The sequence below is a fragment of the Nocardioides pymetrozini genome, assembly GCF_046058985.1.
GTDB lineage: Bacteria > Actinomycetota > Actinomycetes > Propionibacteriales > Nocardioidaceae > Nocardioides.
The window spans coordinates 1,689,864-1,711,947 of sequence record NZ_CP175556.1; the positions used below are offsets into that span (position 1 = coordinate 1,689,864).

The 22,084-nt window shown below is 72.9% G+C and carries 21 protein-coding genes and 1 riboswitch; of the genes, 8 read left to right on the forward strand and 13 right to left on the reverse strand.

Translation table 11 applies throughout. The features are described 5' to 3' along the window. From ACJ5H2_RS08240 to ACJ5H2_RS08250, 3 genes are read right to left on the reverse strand one after another with little or no spacing between them, the layout of a single operon-like run. Complete coding sequence (locus ACJ5H2_RS08240) at window positions 1-279, reverse strand: Lrp/AsnC family transcriptional regulator (RefSeq protein ID WP_204835243.1); 279 nt, start codon at window positions 277-279, stop codon at window positions 1-3. Continuing rightward, the gene (locus tag ACJ5H2_RS08245; RefSeq protein WP_408899084.1) at window positions 276-2,021 is read right to left on the reverse strand and encodes a DEDD exonuclease domain-containing protein; all 1,746 of its coding nucleotides are present in this window, start codon (window positions 2,019-2,021) and stop codon (window positions 276-278) included. The genes ACJ5H2_RS08240 and ACJ5H2_RS08245 overlap by 4 nt, the downstream gene beginning before the upstream one ends. Window positions 2,022-2,072: 51 nt before the next feature. Continuing rightward, window positions 2,073-3,506, reverse strand: coding sequence for a hypothetical protein (locus ACJ5H2_RS08250; protein WP_408899085.1), 1,434 nt, complete (start codon window positions 3,504-3,506; stop codon window positions 2,073-2,075). 101 nt (window positions 3,507-3,607) lie between these two features. On the opposite strand from ACJ5H2_RS08250, the gene ACJ5H2_RS08255 reads away from it, so the two are divergent. From ACJ5H2_RS08255 to ACJ5H2_RS08270, 4 genes are all read left to right on the forward strand, one after another. Next, on the forward strand, window positions 3,608-3,814 hold the full coding sequence (locus tag ACJ5H2_RS08255) for a hypothetical protein (protein WP_408899086.1): 207 nt from the start codon (window positions 3,608-3,610) through the stop codon (window positions 3,812-3,814). A gap of 255 nt (window positions 3,815-4,069) precedes the next feature. After that, window positions 4,070-4,234, forward strand: a riboswitch (cyclic di-AMP (ydaO/yuaA leader). 27 nt (window positions 4,235-4,261) lie between these two features. Continuing rightward, complete coding sequence (locus ACJ5H2_RS08260) at window positions 4,262-5,257, forward strand: NlpC/P60 family protein (protein ID WP_408899087.1); 996 nt, start codon at window positions 4,262-4,264, stop codon at window positions 5,255-5,257. After that, window positions 5,254-6,465, forward strand: a complete 1,212-nt coding sequence (locus ACJ5H2_RS08265; RefSeq protein ID WP_408899088.1) for a hypothetical protein — start codon at window positions 5,254-5,256, stop codon at window positions 6,463-6,465. Before ACJ5H2_RS08260 ends, ACJ5H2_RS08265 begins: the two co-directional genes overlap by 4 nt. 4 nt (window positions 6,466-6,469) lie before the next feature. After that, window positions 6,470-7,750 carry a M48 family metallopeptidase gene (locus tag ACJ5H2_RS08270; protein WP_408899089.1) on the forward strand — a complete coding sequence of 427 codons (1,281 nt, stop codon included), beginning with the start codon at window positions 6,470-6,472 and terminating at the stop codon, window positions 7,748-7,750. Here ACJ5H2_RS08270 and ACJ5H2_RS08275 read toward each other — a convergent pair. The 10 genes from ACJ5H2_RS08275 to ACJ5H2_RS08320 form a co-directional block, all read right to left on the reverse strand. After that, complete coding sequence (locus ACJ5H2_RS08275) at window positions 7,740-7,910, reverse strand: Flp family type IVb pilin (protein ID WP_408899090.1); 171 nt, start codon at window positions 7,908-7,910, stop codon at window positions 7,740-7,742. The genes ACJ5H2_RS08270 and ACJ5H2_RS08275 overlap by 11 nt on opposite strands. A 78-nt stretch (window positions 7,911-7,988) precedes the next feature. Beyond that, window positions 7,989-8,183, reverse strand: a complete 195-nt coding sequence (locus tag ACJ5H2_RS08280; RefSeq protein WP_408899091.1) for a Flp family type IVb pilin — start codon at window positions 8,181-8,183, stop codon at window positions 7,989-7,991. 153 nt (window positions 8,184-8,336) lie between these two features. Beyond that, window positions 8,337-8,999 (reverse strand): response regulator, encoded by a 663-nt coding sequence (locus ACJ5H2_RS08285; RefSeq protein WP_408899092.1) that lies wholly within the window; start codon window positions 8,997-8,999, stop codon window positions 8,337-8,339. Continuing rightward, on the reverse strand, window positions 8,996-10,570 hold the full coding sequence (locus ACJ5H2_RS08290) for a sensor histidine kinase (protein ID WP_408899093.1): 1,575 nt from the start codon (window positions 10,568-10,570) through the stop codon (window positions 8,996-8,998). The genes ACJ5H2_RS08285 and ACJ5H2_RS08290 overlap by 4 nt, the downstream gene beginning before the upstream one ends. 29 nt (window positions 10,571-10,599) lie before the next feature. After that, complete coding sequence (locus ACJ5H2_RS08295) at window positions 10,600-11,520, reverse strand: type II secretion system F family protein (RefSeq protein WP_408899094.1); 921 nt, start codon at window positions 11,518-11,520, stop codon at window positions 10,600-10,602. Next, the gene (locus ACJ5H2_RS08300; RefSeq protein ID WP_408899095.1) at window positions 11,520-13,466 is read right to left on the reverse strand and encodes a type II secretion system F family protein; all 1,947 of its coding nucleotides are present in this window, start codon (window positions 13,464-13,466) and stop codon (window positions 11,520-11,522) included. The genes ACJ5H2_RS08295 and ACJ5H2_RS08300 overlap by 1 nt, the downstream gene beginning before the upstream one ends. Beyond that, the gene (locus ACJ5H2_RS08305) at window positions 13,466-15,010 is read right to left on the reverse strand and encodes a CpaF family protein (RefSeq protein ID WP_408899096.1); all 1,545 of its coding nucleotides are present in this window, start codon (window positions 15,008-15,010) and stop codon (window positions 13,466-13,468) included. Before ACJ5H2_RS08305 ends, ACJ5H2_RS08300 begins: the two co-directional genes overlap by 1 nt. A gap of 3 nt (window positions 15,011-15,013) precedes the next feature. After that, on the reverse strand, window positions 15,014-16,198 hold the full coding sequence (locus ACJ5H2_RS08310) for a CpaE family protein (RefSeq protein ID WP_408899097.1): 1,185 nt from the start codon (window positions 16,196-16,198) through the stop codon (window positions 15,014-15,016). A gap of 7 nt (window positions 16,199-16,205) precedes the next feature. Then, window positions 16,206-16,925: a Flp pilus assembly protein CpaB gene (locus ACJ5H2_RS08315; RefSeq protein ID WP_408899098.1), complete on the reverse strand. Its 720-nt coding sequence runs from the start codon at window positions 16,923-16,925 to the stop codon at window positions 16,206-16,208. A 190-nt stretch (window positions 16,926-17,115) separates the two neighbouring features. Further along, window positions 17,116-18,906: an AMP-dependent synthetase/ligase gene (locus tag ACJ5H2_RS08320; protein WP_408899099.1), complete on the reverse strand. Its 1,791-nt coding sequence runs from the start codon at window positions 18,904-18,906 to the stop codon at window positions 17,116-17,118. Window positions 18,907-18,948: 42 nt separating this feature from the next. Between ACJ5H2_RS08320 and ACJ5H2_RS08325 the strand changes: the two genes are divergently transcribed. From ACJ5H2_RS08325 to ACJ5H2_RS08340, 4 genes are read left to right on the forward strand one after another with little or no spacing between them, the layout of a single operon-like run. Then, on the forward strand, window positions 18,949-19,404 hold the full coding sequence (locus ACJ5H2_RS08325; protein ID WP_408899100.1) for an SRPBCC family protein: 456 nt from the start codon (window positions 18,949-18,951) through the stop codon (window positions 19,402-19,404). 11 nt (window positions 19,405-19,415) lie between these two features. Further along, on the forward strand, window positions 19,416-20,657 hold the full coding sequence (locus ACJ5H2_RS08330) for an ArsA family ATPase (protein ID WP_408899101.1): 1,242 nt from the start codon (window positions 19,416-19,418) through the stop codon (window positions 20,655-20,657). Beyond that, window positions 20,654-21,130: a hypothetical protein gene (locus ACJ5H2_RS08335; RefSeq protein ID WP_408899102.1), complete on the forward strand. Its 477-nt coding sequence runs from the start codon at window positions 20,654-20,656 to the stop codon at window positions 21,128-21,130. The genes ACJ5H2_RS08330 and ACJ5H2_RS08335 overlap by 4 nt, the downstream gene beginning before the upstream one ends. After that, window positions 21,127-22,074, forward strand: coding sequence for an ROK family glucokinase (locus tag ACJ5H2_RS08340; protein ID WP_408899103.1), 948 nt, complete (start codon window positions 21,127-21,129; stop codon window positions 22,072-22,074). Before ACJ5H2_RS08335 ends, ACJ5H2_RS08340 begins: the two co-directional genes overlap by 4 nt. The last annotated feature ends 10 nt before the right edge of the window (window positions 22,075-22,084 follow it).

Genomic DNA, 22,084 nt, shown 5'->3' on the forward strand with positions numbered 1-22,084 from the left:
TCAGTCGAGCCCGAGCGAGAACGCCGCCTCGAGGTCGTGGCGGGAGTAGGCCCGGTAGGCGATGTGGGTCTCGGTGTCGACCACGCCCTCGACCTTGTTGAGCCGGTCGGCCACCACCGCCGCGATGTCGTCGTGTGAGCTGACCCGGACCAGCGCGATCAGGTCGATCTGCCCGGTCACGGAGTACACCTCGCTCACCCCGTCCAGCGCCGCGATCGCCTCGGCGACCTCGGGGATCCGCGCGGTCTCGGCCTGGACGAAGACGATGGCGGTGATCATGGGCCAACCCTAGAGGCTCGGGCGACAGGGACGGCCGAGGCGAGCAGGGTCGTGGCATGGCGTCCCGCGCCGCGCACGGGGCAGGCCCACTCGCCGACCACCTCGACCAGGCGCACACCGGGTGACTCGAGCCAGCGCAGGATCCGCTCGGACTCCTCCGCCGTCGCCGCGGGCGTGGGACCGATCGTGGGCAGCACCGTCTCGGCGCTCGCGCGCAGGCCCTCGACGTACGCGACGGCGTCGGCGCCGGCCGGGATGACGCCGGCAGCCGCGAGCCGCCCGTGGCGCACGACGTGGACCGCCCAGCGGCCGTCGTCCTCGCGGCGCGCCGCGACGACCTCCGGGCAGCGGGTCAGCGCGGTCAGGCGCTGGGTGCGCGCGGCGGCGCGCACGAAGTCGGCGAGCCGGTCGCGGTGGTGGGCGGCCTCCTCGAATCGCTCCTGCTCGGCCAGCGCGGACATCCGGGCCTGGACCAGGTCGACGACGTCGTCGGGCCGGCTGAGCAGGGTGTCGCGGAGCTGGCGGACGACGGCGGCGTAGGTCTGCGGGTCGACACTGCCGTCGCAGGGGGACAGGCAGCGGTCCATCTCGGCGAGCACGCAGGCGCTGCGCCGGGGACGCCGCCCGAAGCGGTCGTTGCACTGCCGGATGGGGAAGACCTCGTGGAGCGCGGCCAGGGAGCTCTCGGCGGCAGCCCGCGAGGAGAACGGGCCGAGATAGTCGGCGTCGTCGTCGAGCACGCGCTTGACCAGCGACAGCCGCGGCCACGGCTCCCGGGTCAGCTTGAGCCAGGTGACCTTCTCCGGATGGCGCGAGCGGCGGTTGTAGGGAGGCTTGTGCTCGGCGATCAGCCGCAGCTCGCGCACCGAGGCCTCGAGCGGGGTCGCGCACTCGACGGCGCTGACCGAGGAGGCGATCTGCACCATCTCCCCGATCCGGGTGCGCTTCTCCGAGGCGGTGAAGTAGCTGCGGACGCGCCGGCGCAGGTCGCGCGACGTGCCGACGTACAGGACGCGGGAGCTGTCGTCGCGGAAGAGGTAGACGCCGGGCGCGTGGGGGAGGTGCTCGGCGAGGTGGCGCTTGCGTCGCGCCGCGCCCGCGACCTTGGAGGAGTAGCCCTGCAGCTCCTCGAGGGTGTGCACGCCGAGTCCGCCGAGGCGCTCCATCAGCCCGTGCAGGACGTCGACGGTCGCGCGGGCGTCGGCGAGGGCGCGGTGGTTGGGCGTCGTGCCGGACCGGAACACCCGCGCCAGCGAGGACAGCTTGTGGTTGGGCGCCTCGTCGCGGGTGACCACGTGGCGGGCGAGCTTCACCGTGTCGAGCACCTCGAACTCGGGCCACACGATGTCGAGCTCGCGCGCGTTGTGCCGCAGGAAGCCGACGTCGAAGCGGGCGTTGTGGGCCACCAGCACCGTGCCCGCCGCGAACTCCAGGAAGGCGGGCAGGGCCGAGGCGATGGGCGGCGCGTCGGCGACCATGCCGTTGGTGATCCCGGTCAGGACGGCGATGAAGGCAGGGATCGCGGAGTGCGGGTTGACCAGCGTCTGGAACTCGCCGAGCACCTCGCCGCCGCGGACCTTGACCGCGCCGATCTCGGTGATCCGGTCGCCGTCGGCGGGGGACCCGCCGGTGGTCTCCAGGTCGACCACGCAGAAGGTGACGTCGTGCAGGGGGCGGCCGAGCTCGTCGAAGGCACGCTGCGCATCCCACCGCGGCGTACCGGTGAGGGGGGCTGCCGTCATGGGTACGACGGTAGGCGGCACCTCCGACGCAACCCGGGAGCCGCGCCCGGGTCAGGCGCGCAGGCTCGCGGCAGCGTCGTCGTCCGGCTCGCGCAGGAACATCCGAGTGAGCAGGAACACCAGTGCGACCGCGATGACGAGCCAGGCGCCGAGCGCCGGCACGTCGCGCACCGCCGAGGCGAAGGCGTTGTCGTTCCACTGGTGCCCGAAGGTGAGCGTCGGTCGGTTCAGGATGCCGCCGAGGGTGAACGCCGCGAGCTGGACGCCGACCACGGCGGTGAGGACGACGCGCGTGCGGCGCCCGGCGTGCCCGGCGGCCACGACCAGCGAGGGGGTGGCGCTGGCCAGGAGCTCCAGCCCGTGCCGGTAGCCGTAGATCCCGTCGCCGCCGTGGAAGGGGGCCACGGCCCCCTGGAACAGGGTGTAGGCGACGCCGGAGACGAGCAGGGCGCGGGCCCAGACGGGCTGCTGGTGCCAGCTGCGCACGAGCAGTGGAGCCAGGACCAGGACCACCGGGGTCCAGACCAGGATCCCCCGGTCGAGCGCGACCCACATGGCCGCCTCGTTCTGCAGCAGGCCACCCAGGGTGCGGTTGAACTCGTACTGCGAGGAGTCCGTGCCCTGGGCGAGGTACGGCGCGGCGGCGTACCCGCCGGACGGCGTCCACCGGCCGTAGAGCCAGTGGGTCCACAGGCTCGCGCCGACGGTGAGGGCGGCCCCCACGGCCCCCACGCGCACCGCGATCCCGGGTCGTCGCTGGGCCACCGCGCACGCCAGCGCGAGCGCCGCCGCCAGCAACGCGGTGTGCGGGCGGCCCCACACCGCGATCCCACCGAACAGGCCGACGAGCAGCCACCGGTCGCGGGCCGCCCCGAAGGCCATCCCGCTGATCCCGAGCACGGTCAGGGTGTGGGTCCACATCCCGTCGGCCGCGACGGACCACACGGGCGTGGCGAGCGCGAGGACCAGCGCCGCGGCCGTGGCGGCGCGGCGCGAGGTCAGCTGCAGGAGCGCGCCCCACATGAGGAGCACGCTGAGCGCGGTGAGGAGGGCGGCGGTCACGCTGGGCGGCACGTTGGTGAAGTCCTCCACCCCGGTCCCGGCGTCGGTGACCAGCTGGCGCAGCGCGTACGACGGCACGCCGGCCGCGACCACGCCCGGCGAGCGGGCGATCACGGTGTGCCCGTCGTGCTCGGTCGAGAACAGCTCGACCCGGCTCGGGTTGATCCCGGAGGTGTCGAGCCCGTCGATGGCGGCGCTGCCGGTCGCGGCGATCCGCCAGGCGCCGACATTGGCGGAGAGCACGTCGATGTGGATCCGGTGGTAGCCGGCGGTCGCGAGGTAGACCGTCGCGGTGACGAGGAAGAGGGCCAGCCCGATCCGGGCCGTCCCGTGGTCGCGGACGCGGCCGGCGGCGGGCTCGGAGTGCGCGGGGGGTGCGGGGCGCGCGGGGGGTGCGGGGCGCGCGGGGGGCTCGGACGGCACCCGGGGATTGTGTCAGCCACCGGCGCCGGAGCGGAGCGAACCGCGAAGTCGGTGGCGGCCGTGGCGCGGTTGTGTCGGAGGTAGGGGACAGCCTTGCCGGCATGACGACGAGGATCGACTGTGACACCTGCGTGGTGCGGGGCCTGGCCTGCCACGACTGCGTGGTGACGGTGCTGCTCGGCCCGCCGCCGGAGCTGGTGATCGGCGACGACGAGATGGCCGCGCTCGAGGCGCTCGCCGACGGGGGGCTGGTGCCGCCGCTCCGGCTGGTCCAGCCCGTCGACGGGCCGCAGGTCGAGTCGGCCTGACGGGCTGCGGGTGTGCTGTAACTACCTGTTCGTGTCGCTGCCTGACCCGTAGACCGGTACGCCAGTGACATGAACAGGTAGTTACAGCACCCGGGTGACCCATGTGACCTGTGTGGCCCAAGTGACCAGAGTGACCACCGACGCGCTCCGCGCGGTCCGACACGCCCCGGGCGGGTTTGGCGCGACCCGGGGCCGCGACTAGGCTGCACGCTCAGGTGTCCGAGGAAGTGGGTCGACCGACCCGCGCGGGCACCGCGCTGAGTCCGGAGCCGCTCGGGATCCGGAGCCGGGGAACCAACCAACTCTGGGGTGAGTCCCGCACGAGGCGCGAGGGCAGGGGTCCGACCGGGCCGCGGTCCGAGCGAGGGGTGCGGGTAGGGCGAGTCGTGCCCGAACCCGTCAGCTCACCCGGTAGGCGTACGACACACCAGAGGGGACCGCCAGCTCGTGCTGAACGGCCGGACACGCACCACCGCCGCACTCGCGGCACTCGCCGTCACCGGAGCGATCACGCTGTCGATCAGCGGCGCCACCAGCCCCGCCCAGGCGGAGCCCGACATCGACACCGTCCGGGCTCGCGTCGACCGGCTCTTCCACGAGTCGGAGCAGGCGGCCGAGCGCTACAACGACGCCGAGCTCGAGCTCGCCGAGCTCAACGAGGACCTCACCTCGCTCGAGGCCGACCAGTCGCGTCAGGGCGACGCGCTCGACGGCGTCCGCTCCGACGTACGCGACTCGCTCATCCAGCAGTACCAGTCCGGCAGCCTCGGCGCGACCGGCGAGCTGCTGTCCTCCGACTCCCAGGGCTTCCTCGACGAGCTCTCCACCATGTCCACGGTGGAGGGTCTGCAGGACTCCCTTCTCGCCGAGTACGGCGACGAGGTCGAGGCCTACTCCATCCGCAAGGACCAGACGGAGAAGCGGCGCGACGACATCAGGAGTCTGAAGGCCACCCTCGCGGAGGAGAAGAAGACCGCCGACGCGAAGCTCGCCGAGGCCAAGGAGCTGCTCTCCGAGCTCGAGGCCGAGGAGCGCGCCGAGCTCCTCTCCCGCGACGCCGGCCGCCCGATCGACGCCTCGTCCATCCCGGCGAAGGGCCGCGCCGCCGCCGCGATCGCCTACGCGCTCGCCCAGGTCGGCGACTCCTACGTCTGGGGAGCCACCGGACCCAACGCCTTCGACTGCTCGGGCCTGACGATGATGGCGTACGCGCAGGCCGACGTGAGCCTGCCGCACTCCTCGCGCGCCCAGTACGGCAGCGGCGCCCACGTCGCCAAGAGCGACCTCCAGCCCGGCGACCTGGTCTTCTACTACAGCCCGATCAGCCACGTCGGGATCTACCTCGGCAACGGTCTCATCGTGCACGCCGCCAACCCGGGCGCCGGCGTCAAGGTCTCCGACCTCGACGAGATGCCCTACACCGGAGCGGTCCGGCCTGGGTGAGGCCCCGGCGTCGCGTCCTTCCGGCGATCCTGGCCGTCGCCGCCCTCGTGGCGGGCGGCTGCACGAAGGACGACTACGTCGCGCCGCCGCCGGCGACCACGACCGACGCCGCCGACCCGGCGGCCGCGGCGGACACCCTGGCCACGCTGCAGAGCGCGGTCCGCGAGGGCGACGCCGAGGCGGCACGGCGGCTCGGTGTCGACGCCGCGGCGGGTGAGCTGCTGGGCGCCGTCGTCGCCAACGCCGGCGCGATGGGACTCTCCGACGTCACCTTCCGCTATGTGACCGAGACCGGCCGCACCCGGGGCGCGGACGGCTGGGACGGCCAGGTCGCGGTGACCTGGCGGGTGGAGGGCCTCGACGAGGCGTCCGCCCGCATCGAGCTCCCGGTGTCCTTCGCCGACCGGGGCACCGCCATCGGCGCCATCGGCGGGGCCGGCGCCCGGCTCCCGCTCTGGCTGGCCGGCCCGCTCACGGTCCACCGCGCGTCCGGCGTGCTCGTCGCCGTCGCCGGCGACGGGGCCGATGCGCGGCGCTATCTCACGGCCGCGCGTCGGGCCGACGCGGAGGCCCGGGCGGTGCTCCCGGGGCGCGACGGCCTGGTCGTGGAGGCCCCGGCGGACGCGGAGGGACTGCGGCGAGCCCTCGACACCGACCCCGGCCGGTACGCCACGATCGCCGCCGTGACCGCGCCCGTGGACGGCACCGAGGCCGCCGGGAGCCCGGTGCACGTGTTCCTCAACCGAGCCGTGTACGACGACCTCGACCCCGTCGCGGCCCAGGTGGTGATGACCCACGAGGCCGTGCACGCCCTCACCGACGCGGTGGCCGCGCGCCGCGCGCCGCTGTGGCTGGTCGAGGGCTTCGCCGACTACGTCGCGCTGCGCGAGGTGGACCTGCCGCTGACGAGGACCGCCGGACAGATCGCCGCGCAGGTGCGCCGGGACGGGCTACCGGCGGCCCTGCCCGCGCCCGGAGACTTCGACCCCGCCGCCAGCCATCTGGGCGCCGTGTACGAGGCGGCCTGGCTGGTCTGCGTGACGCTCGCCGCCCACGCGGGGGAGCCGGCGCTGGTCGCGCTGTACGACGACGTGCTGGCGGGCACGGACCTGGCCGTGGCGCTGCGCGAGCACGCCGGCTGGACGGAGGCCGAGCTCACCGAGGCGTGGCGCGACCGCCTGGAGGCATTGCCCGGCGTGGCAGGCTGAGCCCGTGCCGCCGCTCGACACTCGCTCCGCCGTGCGCCGGGTGGCGCTCGGCACCGTCCTCGTCGGGACCGCGGCGTTCGTCCTGGTCGCCCTCGCGCGGGTGCCGTGGCATCCGGTGCCGGGCGGTCTGCCCGACCCGGTCGCCGCGTCGTCGGTCTTCACTCCCGAGCAGATCGAGCGTGGTGAGCACTACGCCACCTGGGCCCGGGTCTGGAGCTGGTCGCGGCTCGCGGTGTCCCTGGCGGTCGCGGTCTGGCTGGGCTTCGGGGAGACGGGCCGCCGGCTGGCGGCGGGCCTGCGCGGGTGGTGGTGGGTCCGGATCGTCGTCGCGGTGCTGGTCCTGACTCTGGCTGGCGCGGTCGCGACGCTGCCGTTCGGGATCGCCCTGCGGCTGCACGGTCTCGACGAGGGGCTGGTCACCAGCAGCTGGGGGGCGTGGTCCGCGGACCAGGTCAAGGGTCTGCTCATCACCGTCGTGGCGACCTCGATCGCCGTCGTGGCCCTGGCGGCCTGCGTGCGCCGGCTGCCGCGGCTGTGGCCGGCCGTGGCGGGGATGGTGGCCGCGGCGCTGGTCGTCCTCGGCTCCTTCGCCTACCCGCTCGTGGTGGAGCCGGCGTTCAACCGCTTCGCGTCGTTGCCCGACGGCGCGCTGCGCGACGACGTGCTCGCGCTGGCCGACGCGGAGGGGGTGCCGGTCGACGACGTCCTCGTCGCCGATGCGTCGCGCCGGACGACCACGCTCAACGCCTATGTCTCGGGCCTGGGGCACAGCAGGCGGGTGGTGCTCTACGACACGCTCGTGGCCGATACGCCCCGCGAGGAGACGCTCTCGGTCGTGGCGCACGAGCTCGCCCACGCGAAGTACGACGACGTGCTGACCGGGACCCTGCTGGGGGCGGCCGGCGCGCTCGCCGGGGTGGGCCTGCTCGGCCTGCTCCTGCCCGGTCCGCGCCGGCAGGAGGGCCTACCGGCCCGGGGTCACGAGGAGGCTGCGGACCTCGTCGCGGCGGTGCCGCGGGTCCTGGCGCTGGTCGCGATCGCGACGGTGCTGGCGGCGCCGGTGGAGAACATGGTGAGTCGAGCCCTGGAGACCCGGGCCGACCGGACCGCGCTGGAGGTGACCAACGCCCCCCAGGCGTTCGTCGACCTCCAGCGCCGTCTGGCCCTGCGCTCCCATGCCGACCCCACACCCCCGGCGTGGTCGCAGTGGTGGTTCGGCTCGCACCCGACGGTCCTGGAGCGGATCGGCCTGGCGAACCGGTTCGTCGCCCGACCTACGGACTGACCGCCGTGTCGATGCTGGCGTTGGTGTTCTCGAACAGCCACATGACGTCGCGACCGAACCAGAGCACCGCGAACACGATGACCCCGGCGATCATGGCGACGATCAGGCCGTACTCAACCGCTGATGCCCCCCGGGGCGTGATGTCGGCTGTCGTGCTCACGATGCCTCCTGAGTCAATGGTTCGGGAGAACGAAACGGCCGCGCCCCCGTCAGGTGGCGCGGCCGTCACGGTCCTAGGTCAGCCCTGGCTGCCGCCGATGGAGTTCTCCACCTTGTCGAAGGCGCCGAGGATGTCGTCACCAAGGAAGCCGATCACGGCGACGATCGCCGCTGCGATGAGGGCGACGAGCAGGCCGTACTCGACGGCGGTCGCGCCGCGCTCGTCGTCCTTGCCGAGGCGGGCGTTGAGCAGGATGCTGAGGTACTGGATCATGGGGTCTCCCTGTGCACTGGTCTTCGTGTCCCCGGGGAGTGCTTTCCCCGATGACCAGAACTCTGCCGGAGCGCGGTCTCGGGCGAATCGGGAGTTCGTCTGCTCGCCGCTAGTCACTTCTGACTAGCGGCGACGGGCGTGCTGCCCGGGTGCTCAGCGGGCCGAGGGCTGCACGGTCGAGAGCAGCCCGACGCGCATCGCCGTGACCAGGGCCTGAGCGCGGTTGACGGCCCCGAGCTTCTGGTAGATCCGGGCGATGTGGGACTTGGTCGTCGACTCGGACAGATAGAGCTTCTGCCCGATCGCGGCCGCGTTGAGGCCCTCGGCGAGCAGGAGCAGCACGTCGTGCTCGCGCTCGGTCAGCGCGGTCGACTCCGCGGACTGGCGACGCATCATCGCCCCCACCAGGCCGGCGCACACGAACGCCTTGGGGGAGACCGCGGCGTGGCGTGCCGCCTTGATCACCTCCGTGGACGGTGCGTCCTTGCCGACGAAGCCGGATGCGCCCGCCTGCATGGCGGCGAAGATCTGCTCGTCGCCGGAGTGCATGGTGAGCACGACCAGGCCGACCTGGTCGCTCTCCTTGCGCAGGGTGCGCACGACGTCGAGGCCGGTGCCGTCCTGCATCTGGAGGTCGGTGACCACGACGTCGGGCCGCAGCTCGCGGTAGCGCTGGATGCCCTCCTGGACCGAGCCCGCCGTGCCCACGACGCTCAGGTCGGGCTCCAGGTCGATGACCGCGCCGAGACCGTCGCGGATCAGCTCGTGGTCGTCGATGAGGAGGACGGTCGTCGGGTCGCCCGCGGGGTGGTTCATCGCTGCTCCGTGAGGGTCGGGGAGACGTCGCCCTTCGCGACCGCGCTCCGGGGGATCTTGAGGGCCACCGAGACGGTGAGCCCGCGGCTCGCGTTGTCGCGAACCACGAGCTCCGCGCCGATCAGTCTGGCACGTTCGCGCATGATCTTCAGCCCGTGCGAGTCCGAGCGGGCGGTCTGGAGGCCGACCCCGTCGTCGCTGACCGTGATGACCGCCTCGGGCGCGTAGACCTGGCAGCGCACGTCGATGGAGGTCGCACGTGCGTGCTTCACCGCGTTGTTGATCGCCTCCTGGGCGATCCGGAAGAGCTCCGCCTCGACCTCGGGGCGCAGCCGGGTCGGCTGCTCGTCGAGCCGGACCCGGATGGGGATGCCCGACGACTCCGAGAGGTGGCGGGCGACGTTGCTGATCGCGGCGCCGAGGCTCTCGTTCTCGCCGATGCTGGTGCGCAGGTTCATCACGGACTGCCGTACCTCCGCGACGACTTTCGATACCCGTTCGCGCAGCATCGCGAGCGCCTTGGCCTGCTGCTCGTCGGCCGGGCGCGCGGCGAGGGCGTCGATGATGTAGCCCAGCGAGGCGATGTCCTGGGCCACGCCGTCGTGCATCTCCCGCGCCAGCCGGTTGCGCTCGTCGGCCGTGGCGGCGTCCCGGAACTGGGCGAACAGCAGCGCCGCATCGAGCTTCACCGCCATGTCCGCGAGCTCGCCCGCCACGACGGCGAGGGGGAGGGGCCTGCTGGTGTCCGAGCCCGGCGGGCGCAGTCCCGCGACGACGGCCTGGTCGCTGACCCGGAAGGCGAAGCCCTCGCCGATCTGCACCGGCCGCGCGTTGCCCGGGTCCTGCATCCGGACGTCGCCCGCGAGCGTCTCCGTGGCCACCGCGTCGGCCGGGTCGAGCTCCACGGTCGAGGCGACCGGTGCCAACGCCTCGCCGCGGGGGACGTAGAGCACGAGGGCGCGGTTGGGGATGCCATCGCTGACCTGGCTGAGCAGCTCGCCGCCGAGGGCCCCCACGTCGAGACCGGAGCTGAGGCTCCCCGCCAGGTCGATCAGCTGCTTGAGGTGCTCCTGGGCGTCGCGGTACGGCGCCACCGGGTCGGGCACCCGGTCGGAGGTGAAGGTGACGGCCGCGATGAGGCTGAGCCCCAGGCCGGCCATGCTCCAGGTGAAGATCGCCACGGCCTGGTCGGCGGTGACCGTCTCCCACCACATCAGCCCGAGCGCGACCACGGAGATCAGCTCGACCATGACCGTGCGCACCATGGTGCGCACGCCGGCGACCGCGGTGGCGTAGAGCGGGGGCACGACGAGGGCGGCCAGGATGACGGGCGAGTCGGTCATGCCGAGGGCGCAGATCACGCCGATCGCGGCGGCCTCGGTCATCGGGCTGAGCGAGAGCTCCAGGTCGCGGCGGGTCGCCGTCACGCCCTGGTAGATCCAGACGCCCGCCACCGCGGCGAGGGCGAGCAGGCCCTGCTCCTGGTGGAACCACGCGATCGGGCCTCCGATGGCCAGGAGCGCGAAGAGGCGCGCGGCACCCACCACCGCATAGGTCTGGCTGCTCGGCATCCTCCCAGCCTAGTGGTGATCCGTCGCGCTCACCGTGCGCTGAACGAGTCGATCGCGTTGAGCACGGCCGGGCCCATCACCACCACGAAGAGGCACGGCAGGATGAACAGGATCAGCGGGATCATGATCTTCACCGGGACCTGTTGGGCCTTCTCCTCGGCGTACTGCCGGCGCTTGACCCGGATCTCCCCGGACTGCACGCGCAGCACCTGGGCGATCGGGATGCCGAAGGCGTCGGCCTGCACCATCGAGCCGACGAAGGTGCTGAGGTCCTCGACGTTGCTGCGCGTGCCCATCGCCTTGAGGGCCTCGGAGCGGCTCATGCCGAGCTGCATCTCGCGCAGAACGCGTGAGAACTCCTCCGCCATCGGTCCCGAGGTGTTGCGCGCGACCTGCTGCACGGCGGCGTCGAAGCCGAGGCCGGCCTCCACGCTGATCGTCAGCAGGTCGACCGCGTCCGCGAGGGAGCGGCGGATCTGGTCGGCCCGGTGGGAGGCCTTGTTGTGCAGGTAGAGGTCCGGCGCGAAGAAGCCCAGCGCCGCGGCGCCGAGACCGACCGCGAGGAGGGTCGTGGCGGAGCCGCCGAGGAGAAGGCCGTACGCGAGCACCACGACGGGCAGTGCGACCGCGCAGAGCACCTTCATCGACAGGACCCGGTCGATGGTCCAGCCGTGCGGGTTGCCGGCCAGGTCGAGGCGGCGTCGGATGCCGTCGGCCTTGTCGGCGCCCGTCAGCCGGCGTCCCACCGCGAGTGCACGGGCCTGGAGCGGGGCCAGGATGCGGTCCGCGAAGGGCGGGTCAGCCTCCTCGACCAGCGCCTGGCCGGCGTGTCCGGAGCGCTCCAGCGCGGCGAGTGCGCGGGCCAGTCCCTGGGGCTCCTCCTTGGCGAAGGCCGCGCCGACGGCCGCGATGGCGCCGGCGAAGAGGACGAGGGCGAGCAACAGCACCATCACAGGTCCACCTTCACCATGCGCGACATCCAGAAGGTTCCGATCGTCATCCACGCCACGCCGAAGCCGAGAAGGATCAAGCCCCGCAGATCGGCCACGAGCGGGTGCAGGAAGGCGCGGTTGGTGAGGAACAGGTAGAGCCCGAACGCGGGCGGCAGCGCGCACAGGATCACCGCGGACATCCGTCCCTCGGCGGACAGTGCGCGGACGTGCCGACGCAGAAACTGCCGTTCGCGCATGGTCGCGGCGACCGTGGTGAGCAGCTCGGCGAGGTTTCCGCCTACCTGGCGCTGGATGCGGATGGCCATCACGGCCCAGCCGAAGTCCTTGCTCTGGAAGCGCTCGGCGACGCCCTCGAAGGCGTCCTCGACGGCGACGCCGATGCGCGCCTCGACGAGGACCCGCTTGAACTCGGAGGCGATCGGCTCGGGACCCTCACGAACGACCGTGTCGACGGCTTGGGCGAGCGACAGCCCGGCGCTGAGTGCTCCGGCCAGCAGCTGCAGGACGTCGGGCAGCGCGGCGTCGAAGGCGCGCCGGCGGCGCCCGGCCCGGACGCGCAGGTACACCGGCGGCAGGACGAAGCCGACCACCATGAAGAGCAGGCCGAGCAGGATCGAGCCGCGCCCGAGCAGGAGGCCGAGCACCGCGCCGGCGAGCACGACCCCGATGTGGAGCAGCAGCCACTCGGAGGGCTTGAACTCGCTGCCCGCGGCGGCCAGCCGGCGGGTCATCCGCTCGTTGAGCGCGCTGTTGCGCTCGAGGAGCTCGGCGGCGGCCGCCTTCGCCTGGTCGAGCACCGGGTCAGCCGGCGGCTCCGGCTTGTGCTGGTCGCGCTCGTCCAGGCCGGTCACCCGGGTGCTGTACGCCGTGACCCGGTCCGCGATGGTCATCGGCGCGGGCCGAGCGGGGACCAGCAGCAGGGCAACGGCGACGAGGCCGACGGCGAACACGCCGATGCCGGCCCAGAGCAGCCACGACGGCGCGGTCCAGCCGCCGTCGTCCGCGATCGTCGGGAGCGGGGCCGCGGCGCCGGGGGTGCTCGCCGCCTCGAGGGTCGCCAGTGACCGGGCGACGACCGGCTCGCCGCCGGTCGTGGGAAGCGACACCTGGACGTTCGCGACGTCCGCGGAGAAGCCGTCGGGCAACGGTGCGGTGACCAGGACCTGCTCGGCCAGCGCCTCGGCCTGCTCGGCGAAGGCGGCGGCGAGCGCGGCGCCGGTCGAGGTGATGACGTCGCCCTCGCCCGTCGCCGCGATCGTGCGCAGGGGAGCGAGCTGGTCCTCCGGCAGGTCCAGGCCGACGATGTGGACCCGCGTGCCCGCCTTCTCGATCGCGGCGGTGGCGTCCTCGAGGGTGGCCGAGCTGCCGGCGTCCGCCCCGTCGGAGAGCAGCAGCAGCGAGCGCTGGCCGCTGGTGCCGGCGAGCTCGGTGGCGGCGATGAGGCCGTCGTAGAGCAGGGTGTTGCGCTGCAGCGAGAGCCCCGCGACGACCTCGCGCGCGGCGTCCCGGTCGGTCGTCGGCTCGAGTGCGACCTCCACGGCGCTGTCGAAGGTGACGATCCCGACCTCGACGTCGTCCGGCACGGCGGCGAGATAGGTCGTGGCTGCGCGCTGGGCCGCCTCGAACCGGCCCTCGCGCCGCATCGAGTTGCTGGTGTCGATCACCAGGACCGTGGTGCGCTTGACGGCCGAGCCAGAGCTGGTGCTCGCCGCGGTGGCGTCCAGGGGCTCCCCGTCGAGGGTGGCCCGCACGCCCGTCAGCTCGACGCGCGCTCCTGCAGGGACGTCGACCAGGATCCGGATCCCGTCGCCGGTCGACTCGACGTGGGCGATGCCGCCGTCCTCCGCGTGCGCCGGCCCGCCGAGCAGGACGGCGAGCAGCAGGGAGAGCACGCAGACCAGCAGGGCCGCCGTACCGCGCCGGGCCGCACCGAGCGCACCCATCAGACGTGCTCCGTCCGGAAGATCGTCGGGTCGACGGCGACGTTGGCGTAGGCGAGCTTCTCCAGGAACTTGGGGCGCAGTCCGGTCGAGCGGAGCCGCCCGAGGATCCGGCCGTTCTCGTCGAAGCCGGCCGAGTTGTCGAAGACGAAGATGTCCTGGAGGGTGATGATGTCGCCCTCCATCCGCTCGACCTCGGTGATGTGCGTGATCCGGCGCGAGCCGTCCTTGAAGCGGGTCTGGTGCACGATGAGGTCCACCGCGGACGCGACCTGCTCGCGGATCGCGCGGATCGGCAGGTCCATGCCCGCCATCAGCACCATCGTCTCCATGCGGGACAGGGTGTCGCGCGGGCCGTTGGAGTGCAGGGTGCAGATGGAGCCGTCGTGGCCGGTGTTCATCGCCTGCAGCATGTCGAGCGCGGAGGCGTCGCGGACCTCGCCGACGACGATGCGGTCGGGCCGCATGCGCAGGCTGTTGCGGACCAGGTCGCGGATCGTCACCGCGCCCTTGCCCTCGATGTTCGAGGGCCGCGACTCGAGCCGGACGACGTGGTCCTGCTTGAGCTGCAGCTCGGCAGCGTCCTCGATGGTCACGATCCGCTCGTCGGTCGGGATGAACGACGACAGCACGTTGAGCGTCGTCGTCTTCCCCGCCCCGGTGCCGCCCGAGACGATGATGTTGAGGCGTCCGCGGACGCACGCGTCCAGGAAGTCGGCGGTCTGCGGGGTCAGCGAGCCGAAGTTGATCAGGTCCTGGACCGTGAGCGGGTCGGTCGAGAACTTCCGGATGGTGAGCGCCGACCCGTCGATCGCGAGCGGGGGGACGATCGCGTTGACCCGGCTCCCGTCGGGCAGCCGCGCGTCCACCATCGGCGAGGACTCGTCGACCCGTCGGCCGATCCGGGACACGATCTTGTCGATGGTGCGGCGCAGGTGCGCCTCGTCGGCGAAGTGCGCGTCGGCCTTGACCAGCCGGCCGTTCTTCTCCAGCCAGACGTCGTCGTGGCCGTTGACCATGACCTCGGAGACCTCGGGGTCGCGCAGGTGCGGGTCGATCGGGCCGTAGCCGAGGATGTCGTCGGTGATCTCCTGGGTGACCCGCGCCCGGTCGGAGGCGCTGAGCGGGCGGTCCTGGGCGCCCAGGACGTCGGAGAGCACGCTCCGGACGGTCTGGTCGAGCTCGGACTGGTCCATCTCGGCGTCGTAGAGGTGAGGCCCGAGCTGCTTGATCAGCTCGGAGTGCACGCTGCCCTTGAGGTCCTCGAGGCGGTCGCTCTCGCTGCCCGCGATCCGTCGGCCGGCGGCCTTGCTCTCCACGGCCGCGGCCGCTGCGCGCGAGGACAGCGGCCCGGGGACCTTCGGGTCGGCGGCCGCGGACTGCGTCGTCACGGTCGTCATGGCCGTCACGGTCGTCGCCGTCGCCTCCGGCTGCTCGGTGGTGGAGGCCTGCGACAGCGGCTCGACGCCTCCGGGGTCCGCCGCGTGCTTGCCCTGGGCGGCGGTCTCGCGGCGGGCGGCGGCCAGGCGCTCGGACAGGTTCGACATGGCTCAGCTCCTCCCACGCCGGAACAGGCCGCGTGCGCGCGGCTGCTCCGCGGCCGTGGCGTTGGTGCCGTCGGGGGCGGGGATCGGCTCGCCCGTGACCGAGGCGGCGAGATGGGTGAACGCCAGGCTCGCCGGGTGTCCGGGCTTCTCCGAGACGATCGGGGTGCCCGCGTTCGTGGCCGCCGCGATGTCGACGGCGGTGGCGACCTGCGCGCTGACGGGCATGCCGAGGATGCTCTCGACCTTCTCCACGCTGATGCCGACCTGCTCGTCGGCCCGGTTCAGCAGCAGGTGGCGGTGACCGCGGGCGATGCTGAGCATGTCCATGGTCTCGAGGGCGACCTTGACGTTCTTCAGGGTCGGTACGTCGAGGGTCGCGACGATCACGCACTCGTCGGTCTCGTCCAGGGCGGTCAGGGTGGCGTCGTCGAACGACGGCGAGGTGTCGACCACGATGTAGTCGAAGCCGTCGCGCAGCGCGCGCAGGATCCGCGAGATCAGCAGTGGGGTGACCCGCTCGCGCACGTCCGGGTGGGAGGGAGCGGCGAGGATGGTCAGCGAGTCCTGGTGCCGGGTGAGGAGCCCCTCGAGCATCGCGAGGTCGATGGAGTCCTCCGAGCCGACGGCCTGCTCGATGGAGTGGGTCGGGAAGAGCTGCATGGTGATCGCCACGTCGCCGAAGGCCAGGTCGAGGTCGACGAGGCACACCTTGCGGGCGCCGCGGTCGGTCAGCGCCAGGGCGAGGTTGACCGAGGAGGTCGTCTTGCCGACGCCGCCCTTGGGGGAGAAGACGGTGACGACCCGTCCCAGCTGACGCGCGCCCCCCGGGCCGCGGAGGGCCTGGAACAGCTGGTGGGCGCGCTCCACGGCGCCGGTGACCGCCTTCTCGTCGCCGGCCGCGACGACGTCGCGGACGCCGGCGTGCATGGCACGGGTGAGCACGTCGGTGTCGAACTGCTCGCGCACCAGGACCACGCTCACGGTCGGCCGCTTGATCCGCAGGTCCTCGGCGGTCCCGAGCGCCGCGAGGAGCTCGACGGAGGGGCCGAGGACGACCGCGTACTCGTCCGGGTGCTGGTCGAGCCAGGCGAGGGCCCGCTCGGTGGTGGCGACGACCTGGGACCCGGTGGGCAGGGCGTGACCGAGGGTCCCGACGAGGGTCGGGTCCTGTTCTACGAGTACCGGCATGACGTCCTCACTCGCTGTCGCGGATGGTGGCGCAGGGCCCGGTCTTGTCGACCTGGACCTCACTCTCCGAGTTCAGCAGGGCCACGGAGAGCTTGCCGCGCTCCCGGCCGTCCTGGAGCCACTCGAACTGCTGCTGGGTGACCGCCAGGTGGAGGGCCGGGGCACTGCCCTCGACAGCACCCTCCTCGACGGTGGTCTCGGTCTGGGCGCCCTTCGACAGCACGGTCACCCGGTCGATCAGCAGGCAGGTCGGCGTGCTGGGGTTGACGGTGAGGAAGACCGCGAGCTGGGAACCGGGCTCGATGAAGGAGCCCACCGGCAGGTCGAAGGACTCCGGCTTCGCGATCATGCCGGTCGGCAGGGGCAGCGAGGCCACGTCGACGGTGTCGCCGACGCCGCCGAACTTCGTGGACAGCAGCTGCTCACCGGCGTAAAGGGTGGTCAGGGACACCTTGCCGTCGAGGTTGCCGAGGTCGCCCTGACGCAGGGCGTTCTCGAGGACCTGGCCCTGCGGTACGTCGGTCTCCGCGAGCTTGCCGGTGTCGAGCGCGGACTTGATGCTCTCGCCCGGCAGGACGGTCTTCCCCGCGGCGACGGTGACGACCTTGGTGGTCTGGTACTTCGCGGCGGCGCGCGACTCGGCGCCCCGCGCGAACATGAAGACGAGTGCGACGCCCAGCGCGGCGATCACCGCTGCGACGACGAGCAACAACCTACGACGATCCACTTTCAGAGCCCTCCCGCTCCCCATGGGTGAGTGCGTTGCTCTCCCGGTCGCAGCGCATTCGCGAGGCTAGCGAAGGCGGGCCTCGAGGCGTGAGGGAAAGGCCCAAATGGAGCCGAATGATGGCCGATCGCAGGGCGCGGGATGGCCCGTCAGGACTATGGTCCCGACGGCGCGGGACCTCGGGCGTCGCTCAGGCGTACAGTGCCGCGATCTCGTCGCGGCACTCGCGCAGCACGACGTTGCGCTTGAGCTTGAGGCTCGGCGTCACCTGGCCGGCCTCCTCGGTCCAGTCGGTCGGGAGGATGGCGAACTTCCGGATCGACTCCGCCTTCGACACCGCCTTGTTGGCCTCGTCGACGGCTGCCTGGATCTCGGCCCGCAGGTCCTCGTCGTCGACGAGGTCGGCCACCTTGCCGGTCTTGCCGTGCAGCTCGGCCCACGCGGGGAACGCCTCCTCGTCGATCGTGACCAGGGCCGCGATGAACGGCTGGCCGTCGCCGACGACCAGGCACTGGCTGACCAGCGCCGAGGCGCGCACGCGGTCCTCCAGGACCGCCGGGGCGACGTTCTTGCCGCCGGCCGTCACCAGGATCTCCTTCTTGCGGCCGGTGATCCGCACGAAGCCCTCGTCGTCCACCTCGCCCACGTCACCGGTGTGGAACCAGCCCTCGGCGTCGATGGCCTCGGCCGTGGCGGTGGGGTTGTCCCAGTAGCCGGTGAACACCTGGCCGCCGCGGAAGAGGAGCTCGCCGTCGTCCGCGATCCGGACGGCGGTGCCGGGGATCGGCCGCCCCACGGTGCCGACCTTCTGGGCGTCCGGCAGGTTCACGGTCAGCGCCGCGGTGGTCTCGGTGAGCCCGTAGCCCTCCAGCACGGTCACTCCGATCCCGCGGTAGAAGTGGCCGAGCCGGTCGCCGAGCGGCGCGCCGCCGGACACCGCGAACTCGCAGCGGCCGCCGAGCGCGGCGCGCAGCCGGCCGTACACGAGCCGGGAGAAGAGGGCATGCTGGACGCGCACCCGGACCGGGACCCGTCCCCCGTCGAGGGCGCGCGAGTAAGCGATCGCGGTCTCGGCGGCGCGGTCGAAGATCTTTCCCTTGCCGTCGGCCGTCGCCTTCTGCGAGGCGGTGTTGAAGACCTTCTCGAAGACCCGCGGCACCGCCAGGATGAACGTGGGCTGGAAGGTGGCCAGCTGGGGGAGGAGGTTCTTGATGTCGGAGCTGTGGCCGAGTCGGGTGCGGGACTTCACGCAGCCCACCTGGATGATCCGGGCGAACACGTGGGCCAGCGGAAGGAAGAGCAGAGTCGAGGCGCCCTCGGCGTCGAAGAGCCGCTCCAGCTCGGCGACGGCGACGCACAGCTCGGTCTGGAAGTTGTCGTGGGTGAGCATGCAGCCCTTGGGCCGCCCGGTCGTGCCCGAGGTGTAGATCAGGGTGGCGAGGTCCGCCGGCCCGGACGTCGTACGACGCTGCTCGAGGTCTGCGTCGGACACCTCCGCGCCCAGCTCGGTCAGGGTCGCGATGGCGCCGTCCTCGACGGTCCAGAGGTGCTCGAGCGCGCCGAGCTCGGCGCGGACGGTCTCGACGCGCCCGCGGTGGACGCCGTCCTCGCACACGACCGCCCGCGCGCCGGAGTCGGAGAGGATCCAGCTGATCTGCTCCTCCGAGGACGACTCGTAGATCGGCACGGTCGCGGCGCCAGCGAACCAGATCGCGTAGTCCAGCAGCGTCCACTCGTAGCGGGTGCGCGAGATGATCGCGACCCGGTCGCCTGCCTGCAGCCCGGCCGCCATCAGGCCCTTCGCCACGGCGCTCACCTCGGCCAGGAAGCTCCCGCAGGTGATGTCCTCCCATCGGCCGTCGGCGGTGGGCCGGCTGAACTGGACGGCGTCGGGAGCCTCGGTCGCGTTGCGGACCACGTCGTCCGTGAGATTGCCCGAGGTCGGGACCTTGATGGTCTGCGGGGTGGAGTACTCGCGCACCTGCGCAGGTTACCGCCGAGTCGGTCCGGTAGCCTTCCGGGCATGGCCGAACAGACGTCCTCGTCGATCGTCGTCGACGCGCCCGCAGCGGATGTGATGGCCGTGATCGCCGACTTCGCCGCCTACCCGGAATGGGCCAAGGGCGTCACCGTGGCCGAGGTGCGCTCGACCTACGACGACGCCGACCCGGCGCAGGCCGGCCGGGCGCGTGAGGTGTTCTTCGCCCTCGACGTGTCGCCCATCAAGGACGAGTACACCCTCGCCTACGTCTGGGACGGCGACCGGCAGGTCACCTGGACCCTGGTCGAGGGCAAGATGCTCAAGGCGCTGGAGGGCGCCTACGTGCTGCGCGAGACCGGCGCCGGGACCGAGGTCACCTACCGGCTCGCGCTCGACGTCTCGATCCCGCTGATCGGCATGCTCAAGCGCAAGGGCGAGAAGATCCTCATCGACACCGCGCTCAAGGGCCTGAAGAAGCGCGTCGAGTCCGGCGCCTGAGGTCTGCTCGCGTGCGGATCGTTCTGTTCACCGGCAAGGGCGGTGTCGGCAAGTCCACCGTCGCCGCCGGCACGGCCGCGCTCGCGGCGGCCCGTGGCCTGCGCACCCTGGTGATCTCGACCGACGCTGCCCACTCGTTGGCCGACGCCTACGGCGCCGCTGCCGCGGGGGGCGACGCCGGTGCCCGGGCGCGCGGCGCGGCCCACCCGAGTGCCGAGCCGACCGAGGTCGCGCCGGGGCTGTTCCTGCAGCAGGTCGATGCCCAGCTGCGCTTCGAGCAGTCGTGGGCCGACATCCAGCGCTACCTGCTCTCCGTCCTCGACGCGGTCGGCATGGACCCGGTGGCCGCGGAGGAGATGACGGTGATCCCGGGGGCCGAGGAGGTGCTGGCCCTGCTCGAGCTGCGCCAGCACGCCCGGTCGGGCCGCTGGGACGTCATCGTCGTCGACTGTGCGCCGACCGCCGAGACGCTGCGGCTGCTCGCGCTGCCCGAGGCGCTGGGCTGGTACCTCGAGCGGCTGCTGCCCATCCAGCGGCGCCTGGTCAAGGCCCTGCGTCCCGTGCTCAACCGGGCCGCCGGGGTCCCGATGCCCGGCGACGCCGTGTTCGACGCGATCACCCGGCTCCACGCGGAGCTGGACGACGTGCACGCCCTCCTGTCCGGGCCCGCGTCGACCGTGCGCCTGGTCCTCACGCCCGAGCAGGTCGTCCTCGCCGAGGCCCGCCGCGCCTACACCAGCCTGTGCCTGTTCGGCTACCGCGTCGACGGGGTCGTCGCCAACCGGGTCTTCCCCGCCGGCGACGAGGACCCGTGGCGCGCCGGCTGGGTGAGCGCGCAGGCCGACGTGCTGCGCGAGGTGGCGCAGTCCTTCGCCGGCCTGCCGGTGTGGACCGCCGAGTACCAGCCGGCGGAGCCGGTCGGGGTGGACGCCCTGGCAGCCCTCGCCGGAGTCCTGTACGGCGACGCCGACCCGCTCGCCGTACCCGACGGTGACGGGCCCTTCCGCGTGGTCCGCGATGTGGACGGGGGCGCCGTCGCGCATCTGGCGCTGCCGTTCGTCACGCGGGCGCAGGTCGACCTGGCCCGCAACGGGGACGAGCTCGTGATGACGGTCGGCTCGTACCGGCGCCTGCTCACCCTGCCGTCGGGGCTCGCCCGGCTCCGGGTGGCCGGAGCCAGCGTGGTGGAGGGGGAGCTGCGGGTCCGTTTCGCCGAGCCCGCCCCCGCCGCAGCCGGGAGGGAGGCGCGATGAGCGACGAGGAGGGCCGGGAGCGGCCCGAGGACATCGGTGGCGTCGGCGAGGAGGCGATGAAGCTGCTCGGCGCCTTCGCCGACCTGGCCCGCCAGCACACCGGCGACGCGGCCGGTGGCGTCGGCCATCTCGCCGGCTCGCTGATCGGCGACGCCGCGGCCATGGCGCACGAGGTCGGCGAGCACATCGCCACCGATGCCGCCGAGTGCCGCTACTGCCCGATCTGCCGGGTGGTCCACGCGGTGCGCCAGACCTCGCCGGAGGTCAAGAGCCATCTGATGGTCGCCGCGTCCTCGCTGCTGCAGGCGGCCGCCGGCCTGATGGAGACGCTGCCGCAGCAACCCTCCGACGGGAGCCCGCAGCGCGGTCCGGAGGTCCAGCGGATCGACCTCGACGACCTCGACGACCTCGACGGCACCGACGGCACCAACGGCACCGAGGACCCCCGCGAGCCGCAGGAGCCGACGTCGTGACGGGGACGCTGACCTGCGGGATCGACATCGGCGGCACCAAGATCGCCGGCGCCGTCGTCGACGAGGCCGGGACCGTGGTCGCCGAGGCCCGGGTCGTCTCGCCGGCGACCGATCCCTCGGCCATCGAGTCCGCGGTGGCGGGCCTGGTCGCCGACCTCGTCGCGCGCCACCCGGTCGTGGCGGTCGGCGTCGGTGCGGCGGGCTACATCGCCTCGGACCGCTCCACGGTGCTCTTCGCTCCCAACATCGCCTGGCGCAACGAGCCGCTCGGCGCGGACCTCAGCCGACTGGTCGGTCTGCCGGTCGTGGTCGAGAACGACGGGAACGTCGCCGCGTGGGGCGAGTTCCGCTACGGCGCGGGGCGCGACCACGACGACCAGCTCATGGTCACCGTCGGCACCGGCGTCGGTGGCGGGGTGATCGCCGACGGCCGGCTGCTGCGTGGCGCCCACGGCGTCGCCGGCGAGATCGGCCATCTGCGCCTCGTGCCCGGCGGACGGCTGTGCGGCTGCGGCAACCACGGATGCCTCGAGCAGTACGGCAGCGGGTCGGCGCTCGTCCGCGACGCCCGCGAGGCCGCCCTGGCCGACCCCGCCGCGGCCGCCGGTCTGCTCGAGCGCGCCGGGGGAGACGTGGCGGCGATCGACGGGCCGCTGGTCACCGCCGCCGCGCAGGAGGGTGACCCCTTCGCCGTCGCCGCGCTGGGCCGTCTCGGCGACGCGCTCGGTCAGGGCATCGCCTCGTTGGCGGCCGTGCTCGACCCCGGAGTGGTCGTGATCGGCGGCGGCGTGAGCGAGGCCCGGCAGCTGCTGCTCGACCCGATCCGCGAGGCCTTCGAGCGCGAGCTGACCGGGCGCGGCTTCCGCCCCGAGGCCGAGATCCGGCTGGCCGCCATGGGCAACCGCGCCGGCGTGGTCGGTGCCGCGGACCTGGCCCGCGGCTGAGATGGGCCGC